The following is a 24,633-nucleotide window of genomic DNA, read 5'->3' on the forward strand; positions in this document are numbered from 1 at the left end:
CCAAATTGGTCTTTAATCTCTGAATTTATTCACTAAAATCAATTTAATACCTTAATTATATAGTCTATATCACTTTCAGAAAGTGCTGGATGCACAGGTATTGATAATACTTCTCCGCATAGCTTTTGAGATACAGCACAGTAACTATTTAGATTTAGTTTTCTATATAAAGGCTGATCCGGTATTGTAGAAGGATAATATATACCGTATCCTATTTGGTTTTTTTCAAGTAAATTAATTATTTTATCTCTATTTTCTCTACATCTTATTGTAAATTGATGAAATACATGTTTGCAATTATTGTCTACTGTAGGCAATATAAACTTGTCTGATGATAGATTTTTCAAATATTTATTTGCATTAGAAATTCTTGAATTATTAAAATTATCTAATTTTTTCAGCTGTTCTATACCTATAGCTGCACATATATTAGTCATTCTAAAGTTATATCCTAACATATCGTGTTCATATCTCTGAGCTTGGCCATGATTAATAACCTTTTTCACCGAATTATAGATTACCTCATCATCAGTAACTACCATTCCACCTTCTCCACATGTAATGTTTTTTGTAGGATAAAAAGAGAATGCTGATACTGCACCAAAAGATCCAACCTTTTTATGATTAAACTCTGCTCCATGTGCTTGAGCACAGTCTTCTATCAAAGTAATATCGTATTTTTTACATATTTCCATGATTCTATCCATATTACATGGCTTTCCAAAAATATGAACAATAATCATAGCTTTTATTTTTCCTTTAGTATTTCTTATAAGGCTCTCAACTTTATCTGGATCTATATTAAATGTATTTTCTTCTACGTCTGCAAATAAAGGTGTAGCTCCTACATAAAGAATTGCATTTGAAGTAGCGATAAAACTAAATGGAGTAGTTATTACTAAATCTCCCTCACCAACGCCTGCACCTAACAAAGCAGCATGTAATGCTGCAGTACCACTATTGGTACAAATTGAATATTTACACCCCAAATAATTTTTAAACATTTCTTCAAACGTAGTTACGTATTCGCCACTTGCAAGCTGCCCCGTTGATAATACTTCTGCTACTGCATTTTTCTCTTCATCTGTAATCAAAGGTTTTGCAATAGGAATCAAGTTATCCTCTCCTTTTTTATACACAGTTTACTATCTCGCCTGCAACCTTTAGAGCCATATATCCAGTTTCTTCATTGCTTATTGGTTTTTTTCTTTCTGTTATGCACTCAATAAAATGTTGCAATTCAATTTTTAAGGGTTCTCCCTCAAAATATAAACTTTCTTTTTTCCCTATAATTTTATAGGAATTACTTTCACTAATAGGTTGTTTTATATCACAAAGTCTAATTATATCTATTTTACTTTTTATATAATCAACATGAATATTCTCATCAATAGTAGTAATATCCAACTTTCTTATTTTTTCTTGCGATGTTCTGCTTGCTATGAGATGTGAAGTAGTTTCGTCATCAAATTGAATCATTGCTAACATGTTATCTAAATCTTTGTCATGTGATATTGCAGATATTTTACACGGTTGACTGTTAACAATAGAAAGAATTATATCAATGTCATGTATCATAAGATCAGTAACTACATCCACATCAAAATTTCTTCCATATTCAACTTTACTAATTCTATTAGCTGATATAGATAAAGCTTTTTTATTTTTTAAATACTCAGTTAAATATATAATCACTGGGTTAAACCTCTCTACATGCCCTACCATACATATAACATTTTTATCTTTCATAAATTCAATTAGCTCATTCGCTTCTTTTGTTGTTGAAGTTATTGGCTTTTCCAGCAATACATCTTTTCCCTTAATTATACACTTTTTGCAAGTTCATAATGAGTTGTTGTAGGCGTGCATATTATTACAGCATTCACATTATCTAAAAAACTATCTAAATCTTCATAGTGTTTAACATCATATATTTTAGACATTTCAATCATTGTTTTTATATCAGTATCATATATTGATATATCATCTACACTACTTCGCAAATGATTTAGAACTCTTAAATGATTTTTACCCATTCTGCCTAATCCAATGATTCCAATCTTCATAGTTCTCTACTCTCCATTTTATAGTTTTTAGTATATGCTATGAACTTTGTATAACATTTGACATACTAAAATTAATAAATTATATGATAGACTGTTAACCTTATTGATTGTCAATTAGCTGATCTTCTGGAACATCTCTAAGGTATTTCGCAGGATTTCCACAATTAATCTTTTTTGCAGGGATGTCTTTTGTTATAACACTACCTGCTGCTGCAAAAGCATCTTCACTAATTACTTTTCCAGGGAGTATAGTTGCTTGCGCCCCAATTCGTCCACCTCTTTTTACAGTTACCCCTTTAAATGAATATTCCTTATCTTTAAGTCGTGCAGCATAGTTATCATTAGAAGTTACTACACCAGGTGCAATAAAAACATAATCTTCTAACTCCGAATATGCAGTTATATACGAATTTGTCTCTAATTTGCAATGAGAACCTATAATACAGTTATTTTCTACAGCTACACCTCTACCAATAATTGTATTATCTCCTACTGATACATTTTCTCTTATGGTGGAAATATCTGCAATCAAGCAACTACTCCCAATATTACAACCTCTGTATAGTATAGCCGCTGTTCCTATTATGCAGTTATCTCCAATATTACAGCCGCTAAGATTATTATCTATTTTCAATGCACTTGTTGAAACACTCATAGGCAATTTTCCTATAACAGCATTATCATCAATTCTTACATTACTTCCTATAGTCGTTCCATCATGTATAATTACACCGTTTCCAATCTTAGTATTTTGTCCTATTTTGACATTTTTGCCTATTATCGTGTACCATCCAATGCTTACATTTTCTCCTAAAGAATTTCCTTCTTTTATAATCGCAGTAGTTTGAATTTCTATATTATCATTAAAATATTTCATATAAATTACCTCCAAACATTCGCTATAATACTATAATATTTATCCTCTAACTTATTTGTGTCATTGAACTATATCTCTTTAATACCAAGTTTAATAATTTTTCTATAACATTATCTACATTTCAACATAGTATGAAGTGGGGTAATCATACCTTTCTATATTAAAGAGGAGGTGCGGTGTGATGCCTAATAATCTAGTATTCAATAATGTTGCTGAAAATCTTAAAACGCAAATATATGGAAGCACATCTGGTGGCACTGTCACAAGTGTGTTAGTAGATTCCAATGGTAATATACAACTCGGTGGTAGCGTTACTGCTACAGTTGCAGCTGGTACTGTAACTGTCGTTGGTGGTAATATTACGGCTACTGTTGAGGCCGGTACTGTGACCGTTGTTGGTGGTAATATCACTGCTACAGTTGCTGCTGGTACTGTGACTGTTTCTGCTGTTTCTCAAGGTACTGTAACTGTCGTTGGCGGTAATATCTCAGCTACTGTTGAGGCTGGTACTGTGACTATTGCCGGTGGTAACATCACTGCTACTGTAGCTGCTGGTACCGTTACTGTTGTTGGTGGTAATATTACGGCTACTGTGGCTGCTGGGAATATCACCGCTACTGTAGCTGCCGGTACCGTTACTATTGAAGGCGGTAATATCACTGCTACTGTAGCTGCTGGCACTGTGACTGTCGTTGGTGGTAATATTACGGCTACTGTGGCTGCTGGAAATATCACCGCTACTGTAGCTGCCGGTACCGTAACTGTTGTTGGTGGTAATATTACGGCTACTGTAGCTGCTGGAAATATTACCGCTACCGTGGCTGCCGGTACCGTAACTGTTGAAGGCGGTAATATCACTGCTACAGTTGCAGCTGGTACTGTCACTGTCGTTGGTGGTAATATCACTGCTACTATTGCTGCTGGTACTATGACTGTCGTTGGCGGTAACATCTCAGCTACTATTGTAGGACATGGATTTACGACCTCTAATTCAACACTTAATACTAATACTGCAGCGTTGACTAATACAGCTTTCCAGTTTGATACTTCTCAGTTCGATAATCACTATTCTTTCTATATAATGAATACTGGAACAGCTACTGTATCTGTTAGATTGCAAGTTAGTCCAACAACCACAGATTCTTACTTTGTTAATGATAACACCGCTGATGTTACTCTAACTCAAAATCAAGCAGTTGTACTAGTTCCTGGTTACTTCTTGAACTATACAAGAGTACAAGTACTAGGAGTAGGGTCTGATACGTCAACCGTAGTCGCTTATATCAACGCTCAGAACTAATTATCAAGTGAACTTTAATTCTATATATGGCAGGGGTATCACGCCCCTGTTTGTTACATATATTAATTTAAGTGGGAGTGATTGATTTGAATGCTAAGCTTAGCGTGTGCATGATAGTAAAAAATGAAGCTAAAAGTATAGGAAGATGCCTTGAAAGCATAGTTGATATAGCAGATGAAATTATTGTTGTTGATACAGGTTCCATTGATAATACAAAAGAAATAGCAAAAAAGTATGGAGCTAAAGTATATGATTTTGAGTGGATAGATGATTTTAGTAAAGCAAGAAACTATTCTATTGATAAAGCTACAGGAGATTGGATTTTAATTTTAGACGGTGATGATGAATTTGAAAAACAGGATGCTCCTAAACTACTAGATATAATAAATAATTCCGATGAAGGTGATATATTTATCTTTAATTCTATATGTTACGTGGGCGATACAGCTGGTAGTGAAAAAATAATGAATGTCAACATTAGATTATTTAAGAATAAACCTCAGTTTAGATACCAAGGTAGAATACATGAGGGAATCAAACCACAAAGTAAAGATGTTATAACAAAATTTAGTGATATTCGCATATACCATTATGGATATATAAACACTTATGTAAAAGATCAAAAAAGACGAGAAAGAAATATGAGGATATTAAAAAAGGAATTAGATGAAAGTCCAGACAATCCTTATTGGTTATTTTGTATAGGAAATGAATACTTTGCCTTGAATGAGCTTGATAAAGCATTAGAACATTTCCTTTCTTCCTATGAAAAATGTAACATGCAAGATATTTATGCCCCTAAAGTTGTATTAAGAATAATAATGATCTATGATGCTTTAAATAAACCAGATGAAGCTTTAAAATATATCGATGAAGCTTTATTATATTACCCTCAATACACTGATGTTGAATTTTTAAGAGGAGGCATATACCATAAACTTGGACATATTACTAAAGCCATAAGAAGTTTTCAACACTGCATAGAATTAGGAGAACCTCCTTCCACTCTTAATTTTTTAATGGGAGTTGGAAGTTATAAAGCGTATTATGCTTTAGGTAACGTTTTTCATCAAGTAAGCGATTATGATGAGGCTCTAAAATGCTATAATCAAACCCTTCTAATAAAAAACGATTTTTATGACGCTATTATTAAAATAGGGGATATTCTCACAAAAATTTATAAAACACCAGAAGATATTAAGAAAAATTTAGAACAGTTTTTTGATTTAAATAATCCACTAAATTATTCTAATATGGAGGAAGTATTATTTTCAGCAAACCAGTATCAACTTGCTTTAGATTATGCTAATAGTGCACTAGCTAATGACATTAGAGTACCATATATGACTTATAAAAAAGCTATGTGTATGTATAATTTAAAATTATATGCTGAAGCAATAAAAGAATTTGAGAAAATAGATCCAGATAACGCAAATTATTTAGATAGTCAAATAATGATTTTTATATGCTATTCAGTTTTAGATAAATTTGATGCTGCAGAAAATGTTTTGTCAAATATCAAAAACACTGATAATAGTAGTAAAGTACACCAAACGTTCACCTGCTTAAATAGTATTTTCAAATCTCAAGGCAAAGACACCTTGTGCGAAGATGTAGAAGAATCTAATGAATATTTACCTATTATTATAAATGTATTAGATGCTTTTCTTCGCGTAAAAGAATTTGATAAATTTGAAAAAGCCCTTGAGTTATTTAATTGCCTAGAAAGTAATAATGCTTTACTTGAATTAGCAAAATTATATGCTAAACATGGATTAATAGGAATAGCTGTAAGTGAAATAAAGAGATCTATCAGTATTTTTGATAAATTAGATGAAGAATCTGCTCATATTTTATATAGAAGTTTTTCATTTAAAGAACTTAAATCCTAAAGTTTATTGCTACAACAAAGAGAAAATATTAGTTTTTTAATCAAATTTACACAAGAGACATTCAATAAAGGATGTGAGATGATGCCATCGGCGATTTTTTATTCAGATTCTAGTATAACATTAGATGAGGCAAATCCTTCTATTACATGGGCTGGTAGCCCCTATTTAATTGTAGGCCTATACTATAATACTAACCCGCCATCGGTCTATAGAAGTTTGCTTCACTTTAATATAAGTTCAATACCAGTAAATGCAGAAATTCAAACCTGTATTTTAAACATGTATGTTATAAATACTGTAGATTCTAATGTACAAGATTTTTTTACCCCATACCTTGTAAATTCATCCTGGAATCAATTTACTAAATGGGCAACTCAACCAGGAGTAAATTACTCTATTAAAGGGTCATCTACAGAAATATCAGGTATAGGTAACGTATCTTTTGATGTAACACCTATAGTTAAGTACTGGATTAGTTCTGGAATAAATAATGGTTTAGTACTGAAATCTACAGAGACTGTAGAACTTAGCCCAAAAACTTTTGTCAGCAGTAATGATACCAGTCATTCAGATCTTAGACCATTTTTAAATATACAATATAATGACCCAGCACCTGTAACAGTATTTAAAAGAAGATTTGAAACTACTTCAACTATTATATCAACTTCAACTACTCTACAGACAAGTCCTGCGATAGACGTATCTCAAATCTTTGATTACACAGTTTTTATTCAGAATACTGGTTCAAATCCGGTAAACTTAACTTTACAAATAAGCCCTGATGGAGTAAATTTTACTACAGAAGCCCAACAATCTATACCTTCTGGGAGCCTAATACCACTAGTATCTAGATATCTAGCTAATTATATAAGATTCGTATATGCTTCACCTGAAGGTGCTAGTAATTTTAAATACTGGATAATAAAACAAATGTAAAAACGATAACCTATTAGATAACATTATACGTAATCTAATAGGTTATTGTTTTTATAGATATTTCTTTATGATCTCATGAAGATTTTTGCTCTAAAAAGCCATGAATTTTGGTAAGCATATCTTTGCCTATTTTGCTTTTTTTTAATATTTTTTTCCTTTACCGCTATATTTAAAAGACTATTAAATTGTTCATAATCTTTTGCCACATATACATAATCTCTATCTATAGAAATTACCTCTAAAATAGCAGTAGATACTACAGGTTTACCTGTGCTTAGATATTCATATAGCTTAACAGGACTTACACAATTAGTCATAGGTGTAATCTTAAATGGATTTATAAAGACATCCATGTCCTTCATATATTTTATAAGATCTTTGTAATCTTTTCTGCCAGTAAAAACTGCATTGTTGTAGTTAAAATTAGGCTTTATATCATAGAAATCTCCTACAAATACAAATCTTTTATCTGGATTTTTATTTATAATATAATCTATTAAATTATAATCTAACCAAGATGCTAAACTTCCTATAAAACCTACTTGTTTTACTCTATTATTAGCTACTGTTTCAGCTTTTTTAAAATATTCAAAATCTGCTCCATTTCTTATTATATGGACTTTTTCACCATATTTTCTTTGTAACATATACAATCCTTGCGACGAGCATATTATTATATTTGCCTTTTCACTCAAAATATCAAAATTTTCCTTCCAATGTTCAAACTGCTCTGATGGAAAATCTATACAATCAAAAATTAGTATATTATGTGGAATCTGCCTATTTAAATTGTGTTCTGGAGGGTAGCTTTCAAATAATATTATAGGTTTGCTTAGCTTTCTATAATTAATAGAGTATCGCTTATTAACTAATAAAAAATTATTATTTATTTTCTCTATATCACTCTTCTGCTTTATATGGATGTCAGGGTTTATAAATATACATTTATATCCTAATAAACTCATATTGAGTAATAGTTGTTGAGGCCTTTGAAACATCCATTTAAAATCAACAGGAGATGGATAAATTATAGTAGGCATATGCCACCCTCCAAATTGTATTTATTAGTAATATGCTATATTTATAGCTAATTAATATCAATTTAAACAATCATCCTTAGGATAAAAATCATCTAGAAATAGCTTTAGTTCAAAAATCTCTTTGCATAGAGAAATCGAATCGTCTTTATACTCTTCACATTCTGGCGGATTAGTACAATATTCTAAAGCAGGTATAAGCAAATCTACTTCTCCGACAATGCTTACTTCAATGAATGTACCTACTGAAAATATAAAGGTACCATCTTTGAAAATAGGTGCATTTAAAAGTTGAGATCGAGTATTAATAATAGTTTTTAGTTCCGTTTCACTTCTTGTATTAGGTACATATAGCACTATATTTCTTTCATTATCTTCTATTACACCATTCACTATAAATAGATTATTACTTTTATCATGATACTTAAAAGCATACGGGATCACTGAAGAAAAACTTATTCTTGAGAAACTAGGATTGTTCTTTAGAGGAATTCTTCTATCTGATCCTGAAACAATATATCCTTTAGAAAACCTAACTTCATCTACAATATAGGGATACACAGAATTTAATTGAGTTTTTGCTTTAACCTCTCTAAAGCACACCCTTAAAACACATCTAGAAAACATTTTATTTTCTCTTATACATACAGCCTCACTTATGTCACTAAGTTGGTATGGATCTGTAAAGTTTGCAGCTTGAGAAGGTATAAAATCCAAATTTGAATTTACTGCAACAATGCCTATTGGTTGACTAAATCCTTGTATTGTTGATTCTACCATATTTGTTAATGGGTTTATTATAGAAATGGTATTTTCAGTAGTATTTGAAACTAACAACTTTTCACAATCTGGGGTAGAAGTAATTCTTTCTGGCCCCATTCCCACTGATATGCTAGATATAACAGAGTTTAATAACGCATTGACTATAGTCACATTGTTACCTAAGCTATTTGCTACATAAAGATTGTTTTTAAGCAACTTCATCCCAATAGGAGCATTTCCAACGTTACATATAGTAAAAATTACTTCTAGATTATTTATATCTATAACAGATATAGAGTTGTCCATTGTGTTTGATATATATGCTATATCATCATCCTCGTTAATTTCTATAAATGATGGTGCATTTCCAACCATAATATTTCCTATAACACTTCCATCTTTAGCATTATATATTTTTACTTTGTTATCATCTAATATAAATAGTTTATTTTTCGAATTGCTAAGTTTTATAAACTTCACACTATAAAAGCCATCAACCCTCCATAGTAAATTCCCCTTTTCTATATTGTAGGCCGCTACACTACTAATGTTACTGACGTATACTCTTGCCATATTAAAATCTACGTCTATATGGCCATTATTAGGCATTTTCAAAGTTTTAATGCTATCATTAGCACATACTATAGAAATAGTGTTCGATCCACTATTTGCAACAAGTATTCTATTTTCACTTCCTATTACAACGTCATAGGGTTGAAGTCCACAATTAATTTTTTTGATGATTTCATCTTTTGCTCCGTCTACTATCGATAAAGTTCCCTCTACATAATTTGCAATATAATATATGATTTTATTTAACAAATCTTTCATGTTAAAAATTCACTTCCCATTCACACCTCAAAATAATGGTTTTACATATACTTAAGTAGTTGATTAATTTTATAGATAACAAAACTAACAACTACTATACAGAGCTAATATTATAATATGCAGATGTTGTACTTTATTTGAAAAAGTTTTGTCAAAACTAAACCATTGTACTATATTTTTTAGTGTGCTTTAATTAAGCATATTACTAATATATGCTGTGAATTAACTTTTAATCTATCATATCTTCATCTTTTAAATGTATTAAATGATTTCATCTTAAAATCACTATGATATCTTTATAAAATAAAAAAAAGAGAATTGTTAAAAAACAATTCTCTTTTTTATTTGGAGGCGCCACCCAGATTTGAACTGGGGAATAAAGGTTTTGCAGACCTCTGCCTTACCACTTGGCTATAGCGCCATATTTGGAGCGGAAGACGGGATTCGAACCCGCGACGTTCACCTTGGCAAGGTGACGCTCTACCACTGAGCCACTCCCGCGTTATGTGGTGGCTGGACCAGGAATCGAACCAGGGACACGAGGATTTTCAGTCCTCTGCTCTACCGACTGAGCTATCCAGCCAATTTAGTTTTTTATGGCGACCCAGAAGGGACTCGAACCCTCGACCTCCGGCGTGACAGGCCGGCACTCTAACCAACTGAGCCACTGGGCCATATTTATGGTGGGCACAACAGGGCTCGAACCTGTGACCCTCTGCTTGTAAGGCAGATGCTCTCCCAGCTGAGCTATGCGCCCTCACCAATTTTCTAAGACATATAAGATTATACAACAGTAATTTAATCATGTCAACATTTTTTATGTTTTTTATAAATTACTGAGTATTCTCAATATATGCTTAACAAACACTATCATATAAAATTAAATACAATCTGTCAAAGCCCTAATTATGAACTGTATAAATTTATATTAGTTTATCTTAATCTATCACTATAATTCTTTTAGTTTCTAGATTTTTAAATTTTAAAATAATTCTATTTAGCCTTAGAAGACTTAAGAAGTTCGCCAATTTCCTCTGAATTAAATTTGTAACTTTTATTACAGAAATGACATTTTAATTCTTCTTCTTTTCCTTCATTGTACAGGTCTTGCAAATCCTTTTCTCCTATACTAATTAATGCTCTCTCAACTCTTTCTTTAGAACAATCACATTTATATGAAGGCTCCATATCCTCTAATATCTTTAAATCCATATCATCAAATATGAAATTTAAGATTTCTTCTATAGTCATTCCTTTGCTTATCATTTCTGTTATGGAAGGTATTTCTTGAAGTCTATAGGTTATTATGTCTGCAACTAATTCATTTGCTCCTGGCATCATTTGGATTATAAATCCACCAGCAGCACTTACACTTAAATCTTTATCCACAAGTACTCCTAATCCTACTGCAGATGGAGTTTGTTCTGAAACTGTAAAGTAATACGCTAAATCATCACCTATTTCACCTGTGTATATAGGCACCTGGCCAACATAAGGTTCTTTTAATCCCATATCCCTTATGATAAATAAATTACCATTTTTCCCTACAATCCCACTTACATCAAGCTTTCCTTTTTCATTTGGAGGCAAATCAGCCTGAGGATTACCAATATATCCTTTTACATGCCCATCAGAATGAGCTGTTACTACAACCCCTTGAGCCTCTCCTCCTCCAGAAATTTTTAAAGTTATTGAATCACTTTCTGACTTAAGCATAGCCCCCATAAGGCTTCCCGCTGTAAGCATTCTTCCAAGCGCTGCAGCTGCTGTAGGAGCACAATTATGAACTTTAACACCTTCATTTACAAGGTTAGTTGTTATTGCCGCTATTATTCTAATATCACCATTTTGAGCTGTAGCTCTCACTATCTTATCTTTCATTTTTTTCCTCCTTTTAGTCGGAAACACGAGGTAATTTAACCCGTTCGATCCCGCTCACAAATTACCCGTTAAAGTCCATTTATGACTTTAACCTCTTTTTCACCACATAAACTATTCTTTCTGTTATATCTTGTATATCTCTATCCTCATAATTATTCATTTTCATAACTATTTCAAGCCCTATTTCCTTTAAGATTGTTTCTATTTCTTCGCATTTATAAGCTCTTTCACTATGTTGCTCATCAAATCTTTTATACAGTTCTCCTTGCTTAACAAAAAAGTAAGATACATGTCCACAATATCATCTTCAAGAGAGTTCTGCCAAACATAAGTAACATTATCATCGTCATAATTATAGACATTATTTCCCAGTACTTCTGTAAGCTTATAGTATGAATTAATATCAAATATAAAAATACCTTCATCCTTCAAATGGTTTAAAACACCTAAAAAATATTCTTTTAATTTGCTATCTTCTAATATATAATTTGTAGAATCTAAGCAACAGGTAATTAAATCAAATTTTCTATTTAAATTTAATTCAGTTATGTCCTGACAGACGAATTTGATATTATTTCTATTGCCTCTTAATTTAGTCTCTGCTTCTGTAAGCATATCATAAGATAAGTCAACAGCCCAAGTACTATTAAATTTAGATACAATTTCTCCTGTAATATTACCTGTACCGCATGCAAGATCTAAATAATCTTTTCTATTTATCTTTAATTCATCGCATATATTTAGTATTTGACTTGCCCATTCCTTATAATTTATATCACTATTTATAAGTTCATCATAAATATGAGCAAATTCTTTATAACATTCCATATTAATTTCCCCTCAAAGTTACTAAATTACATTTCTAAATTATCTACCAATTAATATTATATATTTTTGATACATAAGTCAATAATATAGCTTATTAACATAAACTTATATATAGCTCTTTTATAATCCATATCTTTGTTCATTTAAAATAACTTCATTTTTAGGAATGTTTAACTCTTTTTTTCTCTTAGTCATTATACCGCCTATTCTCCCTGTTTCCTCAGCGGTTAAACCGCTCCACCCATGCTTATCTACCTTATCTTTTAGTCCTAACTCTTCTGCTATTTCATATTTTAATTTCTCCCTAAGCTTCTCTGCTTCTGTTAACTCTCTATGAGACTTTAATTTAGCTTTTATAACCTTCTTTAATGGTGTTTTTGTCATATTATACCACCCTCCCACTTTTCTGTTTATTATTTTTTACATTTAATAAATTATTTATACGTCATAATACTTGGTTATAAATAAAAATTAGCTTAGGCATCTTAAAGAAAATAGCAAGTCAAATATACTAGTATACTGACTAGTTATTTTCTTTCAGACGCCTTAATTGTAAATTTATAATACAAATCTAATAAGGGGCTGCCTCATAATGCATAGATATACATTATTAACAGTCCCTACTATTAATTATTTCTCCCACTAGTATAAGCATATTTTAATTCAACATCTGGCCCGAATAATGGTGTCATTATGCCCTTTACATATTTATATTTTAAGATTTGTCTGTTTTTATATACAATAGGTGAAATTACTGCATCTTTTAACACAAGTATATTTTCAGCCTCCTTAAAGGCTTCAAATCTCTCTTCATTCCCATTTACTCCAATACTATTTGCTTTTCCTACTAGTGAGTCATATATAGAATTTGACCATCCAGTTGGTATAACACCTGCGCTAGCGACCCATAGATTTAATTCAGCAGAAGGGTCATTGTAATCCCCTGTCCAGACTATACTAGCCAGTTGGTATTCACCTGAGCTTATTCTCTTCTGGAACACTGGATAATCAACATATTCTATTTTTAAATTTATTCCAAGGTTTTTACAGTACATTTTTTGAAAGAATTCCGCTATATTTCTTTGATTTATATCTGCCCCCGCTTGCAAATAACTTATTGTGATTTTACTTGTATCTGCTTCCATCCCCAGTTCTTTTAACCCTTCAATCAAAAGTTTCTTAGCATCCGGATATTCCTTCTTTAACTCTTTTATTGGTTCAAAGTTAGCTTTTTCTCTAAAGTATTCCTCTCCTATCTGCACAGACGGCGGCACCCACCCATAAGCTGGAACGTATAGCCCCTTCCACAAATCTTTACTGATAACCTCTCTATCTACAGCTAGTGAGAAAGCTTTTCTGACCTTTGGATTGTTGAATATCTTATTACTTTGATTGTAAATTTCACAATTTATAGATGGTTCCTCTACTTTTAAAATATCAATTTCATTCTTCTTGTTAAGTTTATTATTCCATTCCGGTGATAAACCACCTACCAGATCTAGCGAATCATTTAGAAATTCATTCATTATATCTATATCATTTTTTTCTATCTTCATTATTATTTTTTCAAGCTTAACAGATTTAGCATCCCAGTATGAGTTATTTTTTATCAACTCTAGTTCTTTGTTATGAGTCCACTGTTTTATTAAAAATGGGCCATTAAAAACTAGTGTATTCACCTCAGTTCCATATTTATCTCCATACTTTTCTACAATATCCTTTCTTTGAGGCTGCATTATTTTATAACTAGTTAACTTTAAAAAATATCCACAAGGGCTTTCTAGTGTAATTTCTAATGTTTTATCATCTAGTGCCCTTACTCCTAATTTGTTCGAGGATATATTACTAGACTTATTCGTTTCCAAAAGATTATGCTCCTTAGCCCCTTTTATTGGATACAATAAAAATGCATTTTGTGATTTAATTGTTGGATCTAGCGTTCTCTTAATTCCATACTCATAATCTTTAGCTGTTACCTTCTTACCATCAGACCATTGATTATCTCTTAAGTAGAATGTCCATTTCAATTGATCTGGAGACACTTCCCATCTTTCAGCACCAGCAGGCTTGACTATATTTTTGCCATTCTTATCTTCCTCGACTCTTGTTAGGGATTCATTAACCTCGAAGAGAATTTGAGATGAGTACCTATCAGTTGATTTAGATGGGTCTAAAATTTGGGGTTCATCTTTTAATATAATACTTATATATTGCTCACTATCATTTTTATTTAATTCCGAATTGGTTTTAATTGTGTTTTTTCCGCATCCCCATAAAGAAAAAATAGTAAAAACTATTATTATTAATCCAATTTTTTTAATCTTCAATAAATTACCTCCTTATGCCTATAAATTAGATCTTCATGGACTTTTTTACATATTATACATTATTGGTGGTTTACTATGTTTTTATTCAAGTGGTCTCTACAAAACTTCTAAAAATAGTTATATGTATGCATAAAAAAAACTTGAAATGTATAATTACGTATGTTAAACTAATTGTAATTTAATAACGATACTTACCTTAGGGTAGAGGTGCTGTAATTAATAGTATTTATTTTTAGTCGGCAGACGCTAAGAAATAGAGAAAGGAATTATGGCCGAAGAAAATAATTTGGCGGAATTATTTTCTGGCTTTGCATATAATATGTGTAAGGTTGTCACTTAAGTTTTTGTTTTATGCAAAAACTTAGCTATACGGTTTTTGTATGGTTTCATTTATGAAGGTGGAGAGCTACAAAGGGTACACAGAGTTGCATTGTATTTTTTGTGCAGCAAAGGTGTTCCTTTGCTGCTTTTATTTTTCTAGAAATTGCATGCAATTATATAATATAATTAATTTAAAGCACTTTTTGCAATATATTAAGCAATTTTAGCAATAATTTATGCAAAAATTCAACATATAATATAATTAGCTAAGTTGAATTCTTTAAGCAGGAATACAAAATCTTAAGTCATAATTGCTTGAGGTTTTACAATAAACTATAAATAAAATTTTAGGGGGTATTTAAAATGAAATACAATGTAGCAGTGGTTGGCTGTACAGGCATGGTTGGAAGAAAGTTTTTAGAAGTATTAGAAGAAAGAAATTTCCCAGTGGATAAAATTTACCTTTATGCATCTGCAAAATCTGCTGGAAAGGTGATAAAATTTAAAGACATAGATGTTGTTGTTGAAGAGCTAAAAGAAGATAACATTAAAGATAAAAAAATAGATTTCGCACTATTTTCTGCTGGCGGAGACATAAGTAAAGAATTTGCTCCTATATTTGCTAAATATAACGTTACTGTTATAGATAACAGCAGCGCTTGGAGAATGGATCCTGAAGTACCTCTAGTTGTACCTGAGGTAAATCCTGAGGACATCAAGTGGAGCAAAGGGATAATTGCAAATCCTAATTGTTCTACAATTCAAGCTGTAGTTGCACTAAAGCCTTTACATGATAAATATGGAATAGACAGAGTAATATATTCAACTTACCAAGCTGTATCTGGTGCTGGAATGGGTGGTTATAATGACTTATTCGAAGGTTATAAAGGTACTGCACCAAAAAAATTCCCTTATGCTATAGCTGGTAATGTTATTCCTCACATAGATGTATTCATGGATAACGGATACACAAAAGAAGAAATGAAAATGATTAACGAAACAAAAAAAATATTACATGATGATAACTTAAAAATCACAGCTACTACAGTTAGAGTACCTGTAGTTTATAGTCACAGCGAAAGCATCAATGTAGAATTAAAAAATCAATTTGAACTAGATGATGTATTTGAATTATATAAGAATTCAAAAGGAGTAATCTTAAAAGACGATGTTCAAAATCTTGAATACCCAATGCCTATAGATGCTGCAGGTCGTGATGAAGTTTTTGTTGGAAGAATTAGAAGAGACTTTAGTACTGATAATGGCTTAAATTTATGGGTTGTAGCAGATAACATAAGAAAAGGAGCGGCTTCTAACGCTATTCAAATAGCCGAATATATAATTAGTGAAAATAAGTAATTTATATAAATCTAAAACATAAATTACTTATGTATATAAAAATATTTAAGATGAGGTGTTTGTATGAGTTTATTTAAAGGTTCCGGTGTTGCTATAGTAACTCCATTTAATGAAACAGGAGTAGATTTTAAAAAATTAGAAGAACTACTTGAATGGCACATTAAGTCAAGCACAGATGCCATAATAGTTTGTGGTACTACTGGCGAAGCATCTACAATGAGCGAACAAGAAAGAAAAGAAACAATAAAATTCACAGTAGACATAGTAAATAAAAGAATTCCTGTAATAGCTGGAACAGGAACAAACAATACTGCTGCATCAATAAACATGAGCAAATGGGCTGAAAGTATAGGTGTAGACGGACTTTTAGTAATAACTCCTTATTATAATAAAACTACACAAAAGGGTCTTGTAGAACATTTTAAAGCTATAGCTACAAGTGTTAAGACTCCTATAATTATTTATAATGTTCCTGGAAGAACAGGAATGAATATTACTCCAAAAACACTAAAGGAACTATGTCAATTTGACAATATAATTGCTGTTAAAGAAGCAAGCGGAAATATAAGCCAAATAGCTGAAATAAAAGCTTTATGCGGCGACAGACTTGATATATACTCTGGAAATGATGATCAAATAATCCCTATACTATCTTTAGGCGGTGTAGGTGTTATATCAGTACTTGCAAATATAATTCCTAAAGAAACTCATGATATGTGCGAATTATATCTTGCTGGTAAAACTAAAGAGGCTTTAAAATTACAATTAGATTCTCTTGCTTTAACAAATTCTCTATTCATAGAAACAAATCCTATACCTGTTAAAACAGCTATGAATCTTTTAGGAATGAATGTTGGAAATTTAAGACTTCCATTATGCGATATGACTGATGCGAATTTAGAAGTTCTAAAGAAAGAATTGAAAAACTACGGGCTTTTAAAATAACTTTTTAAAATAAAATTATAATCTTAAGTATGGCATCATATAATATGAAGATAAACTTTGTAGAATAAAGACATAATTCTCATATTATTTGATGCTATAATTTTAACACATTTTATTTTTAATTAATTACTAGGAGGTTTACAATGGTTAGAATTATACTAAGTGGATGTAACGGAAAGATGGGAAGGGTTATTTCAAGTATAATATCCAATTTCCCAGACTTAAGTATCGTAGCAGGTGTTGATAAAAGTAACCAGCAAAACACTTATCCTATATTTTCAAATATTGCTGATTGTACTGTTGATGCAGATGTAATTATTGACTTCTCAAGACCAGATGCATTAGATAGTCTTCTTAAATATGCTAAAGAAAAAAATGTAGGTATTGTATTATGTACAACAGGTTTCAGTGATGAACAGATTTTAAAAATTAAGGAAGCATCTAAAGAAATTCCTTTATTCCGTTCAGCAAATATGTCTATAGGAATTAATGTGGTAAATAAAGTTTTAAAAAGCATAAGTGCACTACTTTATAAGGACTTTGATATAGAAATAATTGAAAAGCATCATAATCAGAAAGTTGACTCACCAAGTGGAACTGCTCTTTTACTTGCAAATACAATAAAAGAATCCTTGCCTGAAGAAACTATATTTGTTCATGGGAGAGAAGGCATAGCTAAAAGAAGCCCTAAGGAGATCGGAATACATGCTGTTAGGGGTGGAAGCATAGTTGGAGATCATGAAGTTATCTTTGCAGGGCAAGGAGAAGTTATTGAGGTTAGCCACTATGCTATTTCAAGAGAGGTATTTGCTGTAGGTGCTCTTAAAGCATGTCAATTTATGTACGGCAAAGGAAAAGGACTATACTCAATGGATGATGTAGTTAAATAGCTTTTATATAATTATTAAATACACTAATTTGATGAATATTGCTCATAGCAAAGCACCTCATAGGAAAAGTTCCATGAGGTGCTTAAAAATTCTTGTTTCTTTATTTACTAAGTCTTTATCTTAACAACTCCAAGAATATACTTTACTTAAATATCTGCTAAGTTAAATTCTAATGTTAACCTTCTTTAATTTGATTTTCTTCTACATAGACTTCATTTTTAACAGCCTTGTTTTTATTAAGGCCAAAAATATAATAGCAGGCCGTTAGCACTATAAGCCAGATTGGCCCTACAATAACTGCTACTAAGAGATCTCGATCCATACACATTGCTCCAATTACGAATGCTAAGTATGCAAGGCAAATATAGCTTGTATAAGGATATCCCTTCATTGGAAATTTTATTTTTTCTACCTCTTCAGGTTTAAGACCCTTTCTAAATTTTATTTGAACTAATACAATCATAAACCATGCAAAAACTCCTGCGAAGGTTGCAACACCAGCAACATAAGTAAATACTTTACCTGGAACAAAGTAGTTAAGTATAACACCAATACACATAACAGCTGCAGAACCTAAAATTGCATTCATTGGAACTTGTGTTTTACTAAGTTTTGCAAAAGGCTTTGGTGCTGAACCTTGAAGGGCTAAATTATAAACCATACGACCTGTTGTAAAAATACCGCTATTACAAGAAGATAATGCTGCAGTGAGTACAACAAAATTTATAATTCCAGCTGCGGATTTGATTCCAAGTTTACTGAAAGTTAAGACAAACGGACTTCCAATTGTTCCCAATTGGTCCCATGGGAAAAGTGATAAAACTACTGTTAATGCACCTACATAGAATATACAAATTCTCCAGAAAACTTTATTAATAGCTGCTGGTATTGTTTTTTCTGGATTTTTTGCTTCACCAGCTGTAACACCAATAAGTTCAACTCCAAAGAAAGCAAAGGTGACCATTACTAAGGCCCTAATTGGGCCTGATATTCCATAAGGAAAAAATCCTCCATGAGTCCATAAGTTTGAAAAACCTATGGCTTTTCCTGCATTACCTATTCCAAACAAAATCATAACTAAACCCACAATAATCATAGCAATTATAGTAACAACCTTTATAAGTGCAAACCAAAACTCAAATTCTCCAAAAGCTTTTACAGCAGTTAAATTTACAATTAACATAATAGCGAGAGCTGTAAGTGCTGATACCCATTGCGGAACAGACGGATACCAAAACTTAATATAAACACCTACTGCAGTAACTTCTGCCATACAAGCTGAAACCCAGTTTAACCAATAAGTCCATCCTGTTAAATATCCAGCAAGTGGACCTATATAATCATGAGCATATGCACTAAAAGAACCTGCAACAGGCTTCTCAACTGCTACTTCGCCAAGTGCACGCATAATATAAAATAAAATAGCTCCACCAACAGTATATGCTAATAGAATTGATGGACCTGCTGTTTTAATAGCTCCCGCTGATCCTAAAAACAGCCCAACTCCTATAGCGCCTCCAAGTGCCATCAATTGAATATGCCTTTCCTCTAAACCACGCTGAAGATTCTCTTCTGAGCCAACACCATTTTTCTTATCCATTGTAAAATCCCCCTACTTTTTATTTTAAATTACTAAACGTTTTCTTTTTTCACCCAAAATTAGTTAAACATATCAATTCTAGAATTATGTGATAAGTATAGATGATAGTTCACTCCATCTTTTTATGATTTATTTAGATTATTTTTCACAACAGTTTGCCATAACCAGTTCTTTATATCTTTTATTACTTTTTACTTCATTTACTTTATTAACTAAAAACTTTGTTGACATCTTATATTTCATACACGCATCTACAAATGCCTTGAAAATTAAAAATTGTTCATCATAATGTTCTATCATCATTTCCGGATGCCATTGTGTTCCTAGTACAAATCTGTCTCCTTTTAATTCTATAGCTTCAACTATTCCATCTGGAGCTACAATAGAAACGTTAAAAACATCCGCAACATCTTTTATTGCTTGATGATGATATGAGTTTACTTCTATAGTTTTTTTATTTAAAATTTCGTAGAATTTACTATTTTTATTGATCTCTACTTTATGCACCGGATTATACTTCGGAGACCCATACATAGAATGATTTATATCTAAATTATTTTTTAGTTCTAATGGTACCTGGTATAAATCCTGATATAGTTTCCCACCACAGGCAACATTTAAAAGTTGATAACCTCTACAAATCCCCAAAACAGGCATTTCACTTTTGCTAATTGCATTTTTCGCTAAATTCAACTCATGTTCATCTCTGCCTGGACTAATTGGCCCTATCTTAGAACCCATAAGTTCACCATAATGCTTTGGATGAATATCACTTCCTCCTGCAAATAATAATCCATCTAACATACCAGTAATGTCTTCAATATTATTTTTATAATTATACACTGGAATAATTACTGGGATGCCACCTGCCTTTTCAATTGCCTTAATATAATCATTTGTGGTAAGCTGCCAATCAAGCTTGCTACCTAAACTACCAAAAAGTTCACTTAATCCACTACAATAATCTGCACATATGCCTATAACCGGTTTCATTTCTACTCCTCCTACTTACTTAGTAAAAAATTTAGTTATCATTGAGAATATAATTAAATAATGTCTATCTGTTATGTATTGAATATCTACTCCTTTCCTTATATAAAATAATTTTTTACTATGTATATTTATAAGCAAAATATGTGCCAAAATAGAATTAACAGATTTAGTGCAGTTTTAATTACTTTTAAAATCTATATTGTCAAAATGACAAGTCATTTTGACAATATAGATTAAATATATTAGTTTTGATTAAATATTAACAATAGTAAAGTCTATTGTCATTTTGACAATAAGTTTTTCATTTTGAATAATAAATTCTACAAATTGTATTTTTTTATGTCTCTATATAAAGTAGACAGGCTTATCCCTAGCTCTTCTGCAATTTTTTGTTTACCTTTAAGCGTACTACCGTACTTAATCAATAGATTTTGAAGGCAGTTTCGTCTTATTGATTCTAAATTCTTATATTTTTCATTTTTTGCTTCACTACTAATTTTTCCTGGAATGCATGCAGTTGTTAATATATCTGTATTAGCCATATTAACCGAATACTCAATTGCATTCTCTAATTCCCTTACATTCCCATGCCATTCGTATAGCAATAATTGTTTTTTTACCTCTTCCGATATACTAATAATATTCTTTTTAAACTTTTCATTGTATTTGGCAAGAAAATATTCAGCTAATAAGATAATATCCTCCGGACGTTTTCTAAGAGGTGGTATCATTAGCGGTATTACACATAATCTATAAAAAAGATCTTCTCTAAACTCATCTTTTATTACCATATCTTCAAGATCTTTATTCGTAGCTGCAATTATTCTAACATCCAATTTTATTGGCTTTACTCCTCCTACTCTTTCCAATTGACCATATTCAATTACTCTTAATAATTTAGGCTGCAAATGCAGTGATAAATCTCCAACTTCATCAAGAAATATCGTTCCACCGTTAGCAAGCTCAAACTTGCCTGGTTTTCCTCCCTTATTCGCTCCTGTAAAAGCACCGCTTTCATATCCAAAAAGTTCGCTTTCAAGAAGATTCTCAGGTATAGCCGCACAGTTGATTGCTATAAAAGGTTCTTTCTTTCTTTCACTCATTTCATGAATAGCTCTAGCAAATAATTCTTTACCTGTCCCACTCTCCCCTAAAATTAAAACATTCGATTCATATTTTGCAGCCTGCATTGCAAGACTCTTTGTTTTATTCATTAACTTACTATTTCCTACTATACTGTCAAGATTTATATTTAAATGTGAAGCATCCGCTAAAAGGCGATATGCTATGTTGCTTAATTCTTTCTTATGTTTAAAAGTAAAGAGAACATCAGACTTCTCGTTGTTTTTATTAATAAACTTTATGCTTACAAACATTCTGCTATTGAGAGCTGGACATCTTAAATCTAATTCCCACTCCTTGTTACTGTCTTCTTTTGCATCACTTATTATATTCTCTAAACAAGCTTCTTGAAAAATATTTTTAATGTTAGTCTGATTCTTTAATATTTCTTTCATATTGCTGTTATATTTAATTATTTCACCACAAAAATCGGTTAATACAATTCCCTCACTTATTGAGTTTAATACTGTTATTAACCTATCTTCTGTTTCTTTTTCTTTTATCTTTGTTATAATCGCATCTCCGAGTTTTTCAAGAAATGTAATCAGCTTGCTCTTCATTTTAATTAGTTTATCTTTAAGCTCAGGTGTTAAAGATGCAATTGTAATCGCCCCAATACACTTTCCTTCATTTTTTATAGGATATATTATTGAGTATTCTCTTTCGCATTTATTGTAATCTTTCATTGGACATGCATTGCAAATCTCATTTTCCTGAGGATTATCAATGATTAAGAGAACTCCTTTTTAATAACATAATCATTTGCACAACCTTTAGGAAGTGCTATTCCAGTACTTTCCTTAAATACACCAGTTCCTGCTACTCTTATTAAATACTTGTCAGTAACATAAATATCAAATTCAATAACTGAACTTGTTGTTTCTATTAAATTCTGTATAAATTCTTTTATTTGATACATTAAACTGTGCATAGTGCTTTGCCCCTTTATCAATAAGTCATTTTTTTGAAAATATATCTAATGTTATAAAGTTGAGTATACGAAAAGGCAGTTTTAAAAACTGCCTTTTCCTAACCAAAAATCTGCTTATTTGTTTCTTCTATTTATTAATGCAAGTACTCTGTTCATTTCGTTGTTAACTATCATGTAGCCTTCGTCTACACCCATTCCTGGTTTTGCAAGTACTTGTTTTGCTCCACAAGCCATACCTATGTTTGTTGTAACTTCAGCAGATCTATTAGTTTCGTTGCAAGTTCCTCCACAATAAGCTCCCATGCCATGTTCTTTACAGTACATTATAGCATCAGCTATATTGTTAACTCCTCCAAGATCTGGAGTTTTGATTTGAACCATATGTCCAGCTTTATTATCTGTAAAGAATTTAACATCCTCAACAGTATTGCACCATTCATCTGCAACTAATTCAACTTTTATTCCTCTGCTATCAATTTCAGCTCTTAAATCTCTTAAAGCTTCCATTTGCTTTTGTCTGTCTTCTACGTCCATAGGTCCTTCAATTCTTAATTGGAATGGTTTAGCTGCTTCTTCTAATATTCCAATATAGTCAGCCATAGCTTTTGTATTACAGTCAAATGCCATTCCTATTGTTCCATAAACATCTATATGGAATATTGGATTATAATTTTCTGATGTTCTTAATTGAAGCACTCTATCTCTTAACCATTTTACATAGTCTAATAATTTCTCACCCTTTAATCCAAGCTTTTCTGCTACGTGGTTTATAAGTGCGTGAGGCATTACATCTGCACCTTTTATGATCATTTTGTCTGAGTTATCGTATCTATCATCACCAGATTGTGTGAATATTGGCACTCTTTTTATTTCAGCTTCTGGATTGTATTCATTTCTTATAACTTCAGCCATAGTTATTTTTTGTGATTTTGCTACAGCATCAAGTATTGCTTGAGATACTCCGTATCTTATAGCAGTGTGTAATCTATTTCCGTTAATTTTCATGTTATCAAACTCTTCAGCAAGAGCTTTAAAGCTGTTTAATTCTCTTCCTATAAGCTTTGGTGCTATTTCCTTTTCTATTACTGGTATAAAGTCTTTTGCTAAAAATAGTGGATCTCTTCCGCCTGCTCCTGAATATTGAACAGCAGCACAATCTCCGTATGCTACTTGACCATCTTCAAGCACTAACATAACAGATATAGCTTCTCCTGCCTGTCTTACACTAGTAAAGCCATCTGTTACAGGCTCTCCTACATATGTAAATCCATCATGTTTTGCTCCTTTTTTTATTGCTCTTTGGTCATCAAAATAAAATCCAGTTTTTCCTTCTGCACAAATAACGTCAACTATTTTCATTTTTTACACCTGTCTTTCCAATTATTTTATTTTTATGTTATAAATAAATTAATTAGAAAGTTAACTTATACAGAGGGATATGTTTCCAAAGCTGAAGATAGATTTAAAAACTTTGTGTTAGTCTTAGCGGAGAATTTGAGAAAACCTTAGATTATTCGATTGTCTGAGCATAGCGAGTTTATCGAAGGTTCTTAGGTCTTCTCAAATTCGAGCTTTAGACTAACTAAAAGTTTTTAACGTACTGAAGCTTGGAAGCATAGACCGGAGTATAAGTTAACTTTCAGCCTTATATTCTTATATAGATAAATGTGCTTAAAAGTTGACTTATTCTTGATTAAATACATTGATATACAAGGCTTCTAATGAAGGAATAAGT

The 24,633-nt window shown here is 31.5% G+C and carries 19 protein-coding genes, 5 tRNA genes, 2 pseudogenes and 1 riboswitch; of the genes and pseudogenes, 6 read left to right on the forward strand and 20 right to left on the reverse strand.

Going from position 1 to position 24,633, the window contains the following annotated elements; all coding sequences use genetic code 11:
• Positions 1-38: 38 nt before the first annotated feature.
• From RCG18_RS03675 to RCG18_RS03690, 4 genes and pseudogenes are all read right to left on the reverse strand, one after another.
• On the reverse strand, positions 39-1,115 hold the full coding sequence (locus tag RCG18_RS03675) for a DegT/DnrJ/EryC1/StrS aminotransferase family protein (protein ID WP_308040081.1): 1,077 nt from the start codon (positions 1,113-1,115) through the stop codon (positions 39-41).
• Between the two features lie 16 nt (positions 1,116-1,131).
• Positions 1,132-1,749: a hypothetical protein gene (locus RCG18_RS03680; RefSeq protein WP_308040082.1), complete on the reverse strand. Its 618-nt coding sequence runs from the start codon at positions 1,747-1,749 to the stop codon at positions 1,132-1,134.
• Between the two features lie 24 nt (positions 1,750-1,773).
• Positions 1,774-2,066 (reverse strand): annotated as a pseudogene (locus tag RCG18_RS03685) (Gfo/Idh/MocA family oxidoreductase); the annotation flags it as partial.
• 100 nt (positions 2,067-2,166) lie between these two features.
• Positions 2,167-2,943: a DapH/DapD/GlmU-related protein gene (locus RCG18_RS03690; protein WP_308040084.1), complete on the reverse strand. Its 777-nt coding sequence runs from the start codon at positions 2,941-2,943 to the stop codon at positions 2,167-2,169.
• 181 nt (positions 2,944-3,124) lie between these two features.
• Between RCG18_RS03690 and RCG18_RS03695 the strand changes: the two genes are divergently transcribed.
• The 3 genes from RCG18_RS03695 (at position 3,125) to RCG18_RS03705 (ending at position 7,071) form a co-directional block, all read left to right on the forward strand.
• Complete coding sequence (locus RCG18_RS03695; protein WP_308040085.1) at positions 3,125-4,243, forward strand: DUF6385 domain-containing protein; 1,119 nt, start codon at positions 3,125-3,127, stop codon at positions 4,241-4,243.
• Between the two features lie 86 nt (positions 4,244-4,329).
• On the forward strand, positions 4,330-6,135 hold the full coding sequence (locus tag RCG18_RS03700; RefSeq protein ID WP_308040086.1) for a glycosyltransferase: 1,806 nt from the start codon (positions 4,330-4,332) through the stop codon (positions 6,133-6,135).
• Positions 6,136-6,213: 78 nt separating this feature from the next.
• Positions 6,214-7,071: a DNRLRE domain-containing protein gene (locus RCG18_RS03705; RefSeq protein WP_308040088.1), complete on the forward strand. Its 858-nt coding sequence runs from the start codon at positions 6,214-6,216 to the stop codon at positions 7,069-7,071.
• A 65-nt stretch (positions 7,072-7,136) separates the two neighbouring features.
• On the opposite strand, the gene RCG18_RS03710 is transcribed toward RCG18_RS03705, so the two are convergent.
• The 11 genes and pseudogenes from RCG18_RS03710 to RCG18_RS03760 all read right to left on the reverse strand — a co-directional run bounded on the left by RCG18_RS03710 (position 7,137) and on the right by RCG18_RS03760 (position 14,737).
• Positions 7,137-8,111: a glycosyltransferase gene (locus RCG18_RS03710; protein ID WP_308040089.1), complete on the reverse strand. Its 975-nt coding sequence runs from the start codon at positions 8,109-8,111 to the stop codon at positions 7,137-7,139.
• A 57-nt stretch (positions 8,112-8,168) separates the two neighbouring features.
• Entirely contained in the window at positions 8,169-9,701 is a 1,533-nt protein-coding gene (locus RCG18_RS03715; protein WP_308040090.1) for a YncE family protein, read from the reverse strand.
• 346 nt (positions 9,702-10,047) lie between these two features.
• Positions 10,048-10,122: transfer RNA gene (locus tag RCG18_RS03720), tRNA-Cys, on the reverse strand.
• A gap of 5 nt (positions 10,123-10,127) precedes the next feature.
• Positions 10,128-10,202, reverse strand: a tRNA-Gly gene (locus RCG18_RS03725).
• Between the two features lie 6 nt (positions 10,203-10,208).
• A tRNA-Phe gene (locus RCG18_RS03730) sits at positions 10,209-10,284 on the reverse strand.
• Positions 10,285-10,298: 14 nt separating this feature from the next.
• Positions 10,299-10,375: transfer RNA gene (locus RCG18_RS03735), tRNA-Asp, on the reverse strand.
• Between the two features lie 7 nt (positions 10,376-10,382).
• A tRNA-Val gene (locus RCG18_RS03740) sits at positions 10,383-10,458 on the reverse strand.
• A 236-nt stretch (positions 10,459-10,694) separates the two neighbouring features.
• Complete coding sequence (gene hslO / locus RCG18_RS03745) at positions 10,695-11,582, reverse strand: Hsp33 family molecular chaperone HslO (protein WP_308040091.1); 888 nt, start codon at positions 11,580-11,582, stop codon at positions 10,695-10,697.
• A 79-nt stretch (positions 11,583-11,661) separates the two neighbouring features.
• Positions 11,662-12,410: pseudogene (locus RCG18_RS03750) on the reverse strand (class I SAM-dependent methyltransferase).
• Positions 12,411-12,530: 120 nt separating this feature from the next.
• Complete coding sequence (locus tag RCG18_RS03755; RefSeq protein WP_308040093.1) at positions 12,531-12,794, reverse strand: small, acid-soluble spore protein, alpha/beta type; 264 nt, start codon at positions 12,792-12,794, stop codon at positions 12,531-12,533.
• Positions 12,795-13,036: 242 nt separating this feature from the next.
• A complete protein-coding gene (locus tag RCG18_RS03760; protein WP_308040094.1) occupies positions 13,037-14,737 on the reverse strand; it encodes a peptide ABC transporter substrate-binding protein in 1,701 nt (566 codons plus the stop codon).
• Between the two features lie 194 nt (positions 14,738-14,931).
• A riboswitch (Lysine riboswitch) is annotated at positions 14,932-15,154 on the forward strand.
• Between the two features lie 267 nt (positions 15,155-15,421).
• On the opposite strand from RCG18_RS03760, the gene RCG18_RS03765 reads away from it, so the two are divergent.
• From RCG18_RS03765 to dapB, 3 genes are all read left to right on the forward strand, one after another.
• On the forward strand, positions 15,422-16,417 hold the full coding sequence (locus RCG18_RS03765) for an aspartate-semialdehyde dehydrogenase (RefSeq protein ID WP_308040095.1): 996 nt from the start codon (positions 15,422-15,424) through the stop codon (positions 16,415-16,417).
• A 63-nt stretch (positions 16,418-16,480) separates the two neighbouring features.
• Positions 16,481-17,362 carry a 4-hydroxy-tetrahydrodipicolinate synthase gene (gene dapA, locus RCG18_RS03770; protein ID WP_308040096.1) on the forward strand — a complete coding sequence of 294 codons (882 nt, stop codon included), beginning with the start codon at positions 16,481-16,483 and terminating at the stop codon, positions 17,360-17,362.
• Between the two features lie 143 nt (positions 17,363-17,505).
• Positions 17,506-18,252: a 4-hydroxy-tetrahydrodipicolinate reductase gene (gene dapB / locus RCG18_RS03775; RefSeq protein ID WP_308040097.1), complete on the forward strand. Its 747-nt coding sequence runs from the start codon at positions 17,506-17,508 to the stop codon at positions 18,250-18,252.
• Between the two features lie 175 nt (positions 18,253-18,427).
• On the opposite strand, the gene RCG18_RS03780 is transcribed toward dapB, so the two are convergent.
• The 5 genes from RCG18_RS03780 to RCG18_RS03800 form a co-directional block, all read right to left on the reverse strand.
• Positions 18,428-19,852: an amino acid permease gene (locus tag RCG18_RS03780; protein WP_308040098.1), complete on the reverse strand. Its 1,425-nt coding sequence runs from the start codon at positions 19,850-19,852 to the stop codon at positions 18,428-18,430.
• A 138-nt stretch (positions 19,853-19,990) separates the two neighbouring features.
• Complete coding sequence (locus RCG18_RS03785) at positions 19,991-20,845, reverse strand: gamma-glutamyl-gamma-aminobutyrate hydrolase family protein (protein WP_308040099.1); 855 nt, start codon at positions 20,843-20,845, stop codon at positions 19,991-19,993.
• Positions 20,846-21,165: 320 nt separating this feature from the next.
• Entirely contained in the window at positions 21,166-22,653 is a 1,488-nt protein-coding gene (locus tag RCG18_RS03790) for a sigma 54-interacting transcriptional regulator (RefSeq protein WP_308040100.1), read from the reverse strand.
• Between the two features lie 44 nt (positions 22,654-22,697).
• Complete coding sequence (locus tag RCG18_RS03795) at positions 22,698-22,898, reverse strand: hypothetical protein (protein WP_308040101.1); 201 nt, start codon at positions 22,896-22,898, stop codon at positions 22,698-22,700.
• 114 nt (positions 22,899-23,012) lie between these two features.
• Positions 23,013-24,257: a methylaspartate ammonia-lyase gene (locus tag RCG18_RS03800; protein ID WP_308040102.1), complete on the reverse strand. Its 1,245-nt coding sequence runs from the start codon at positions 24,255-24,257 to the stop codon at positions 23,013-23,015.
• Positions 24,258-24,633: the final 376 nt, after the last annotated feature.

Source organism: Clostridium sp. OS1-26 (assembly GCF_030915445.1).
Lineage (GTDB): Bacteria > Bacillota > Clostridia > Clostridiales > Clostridiaceae > Clostridium_AM.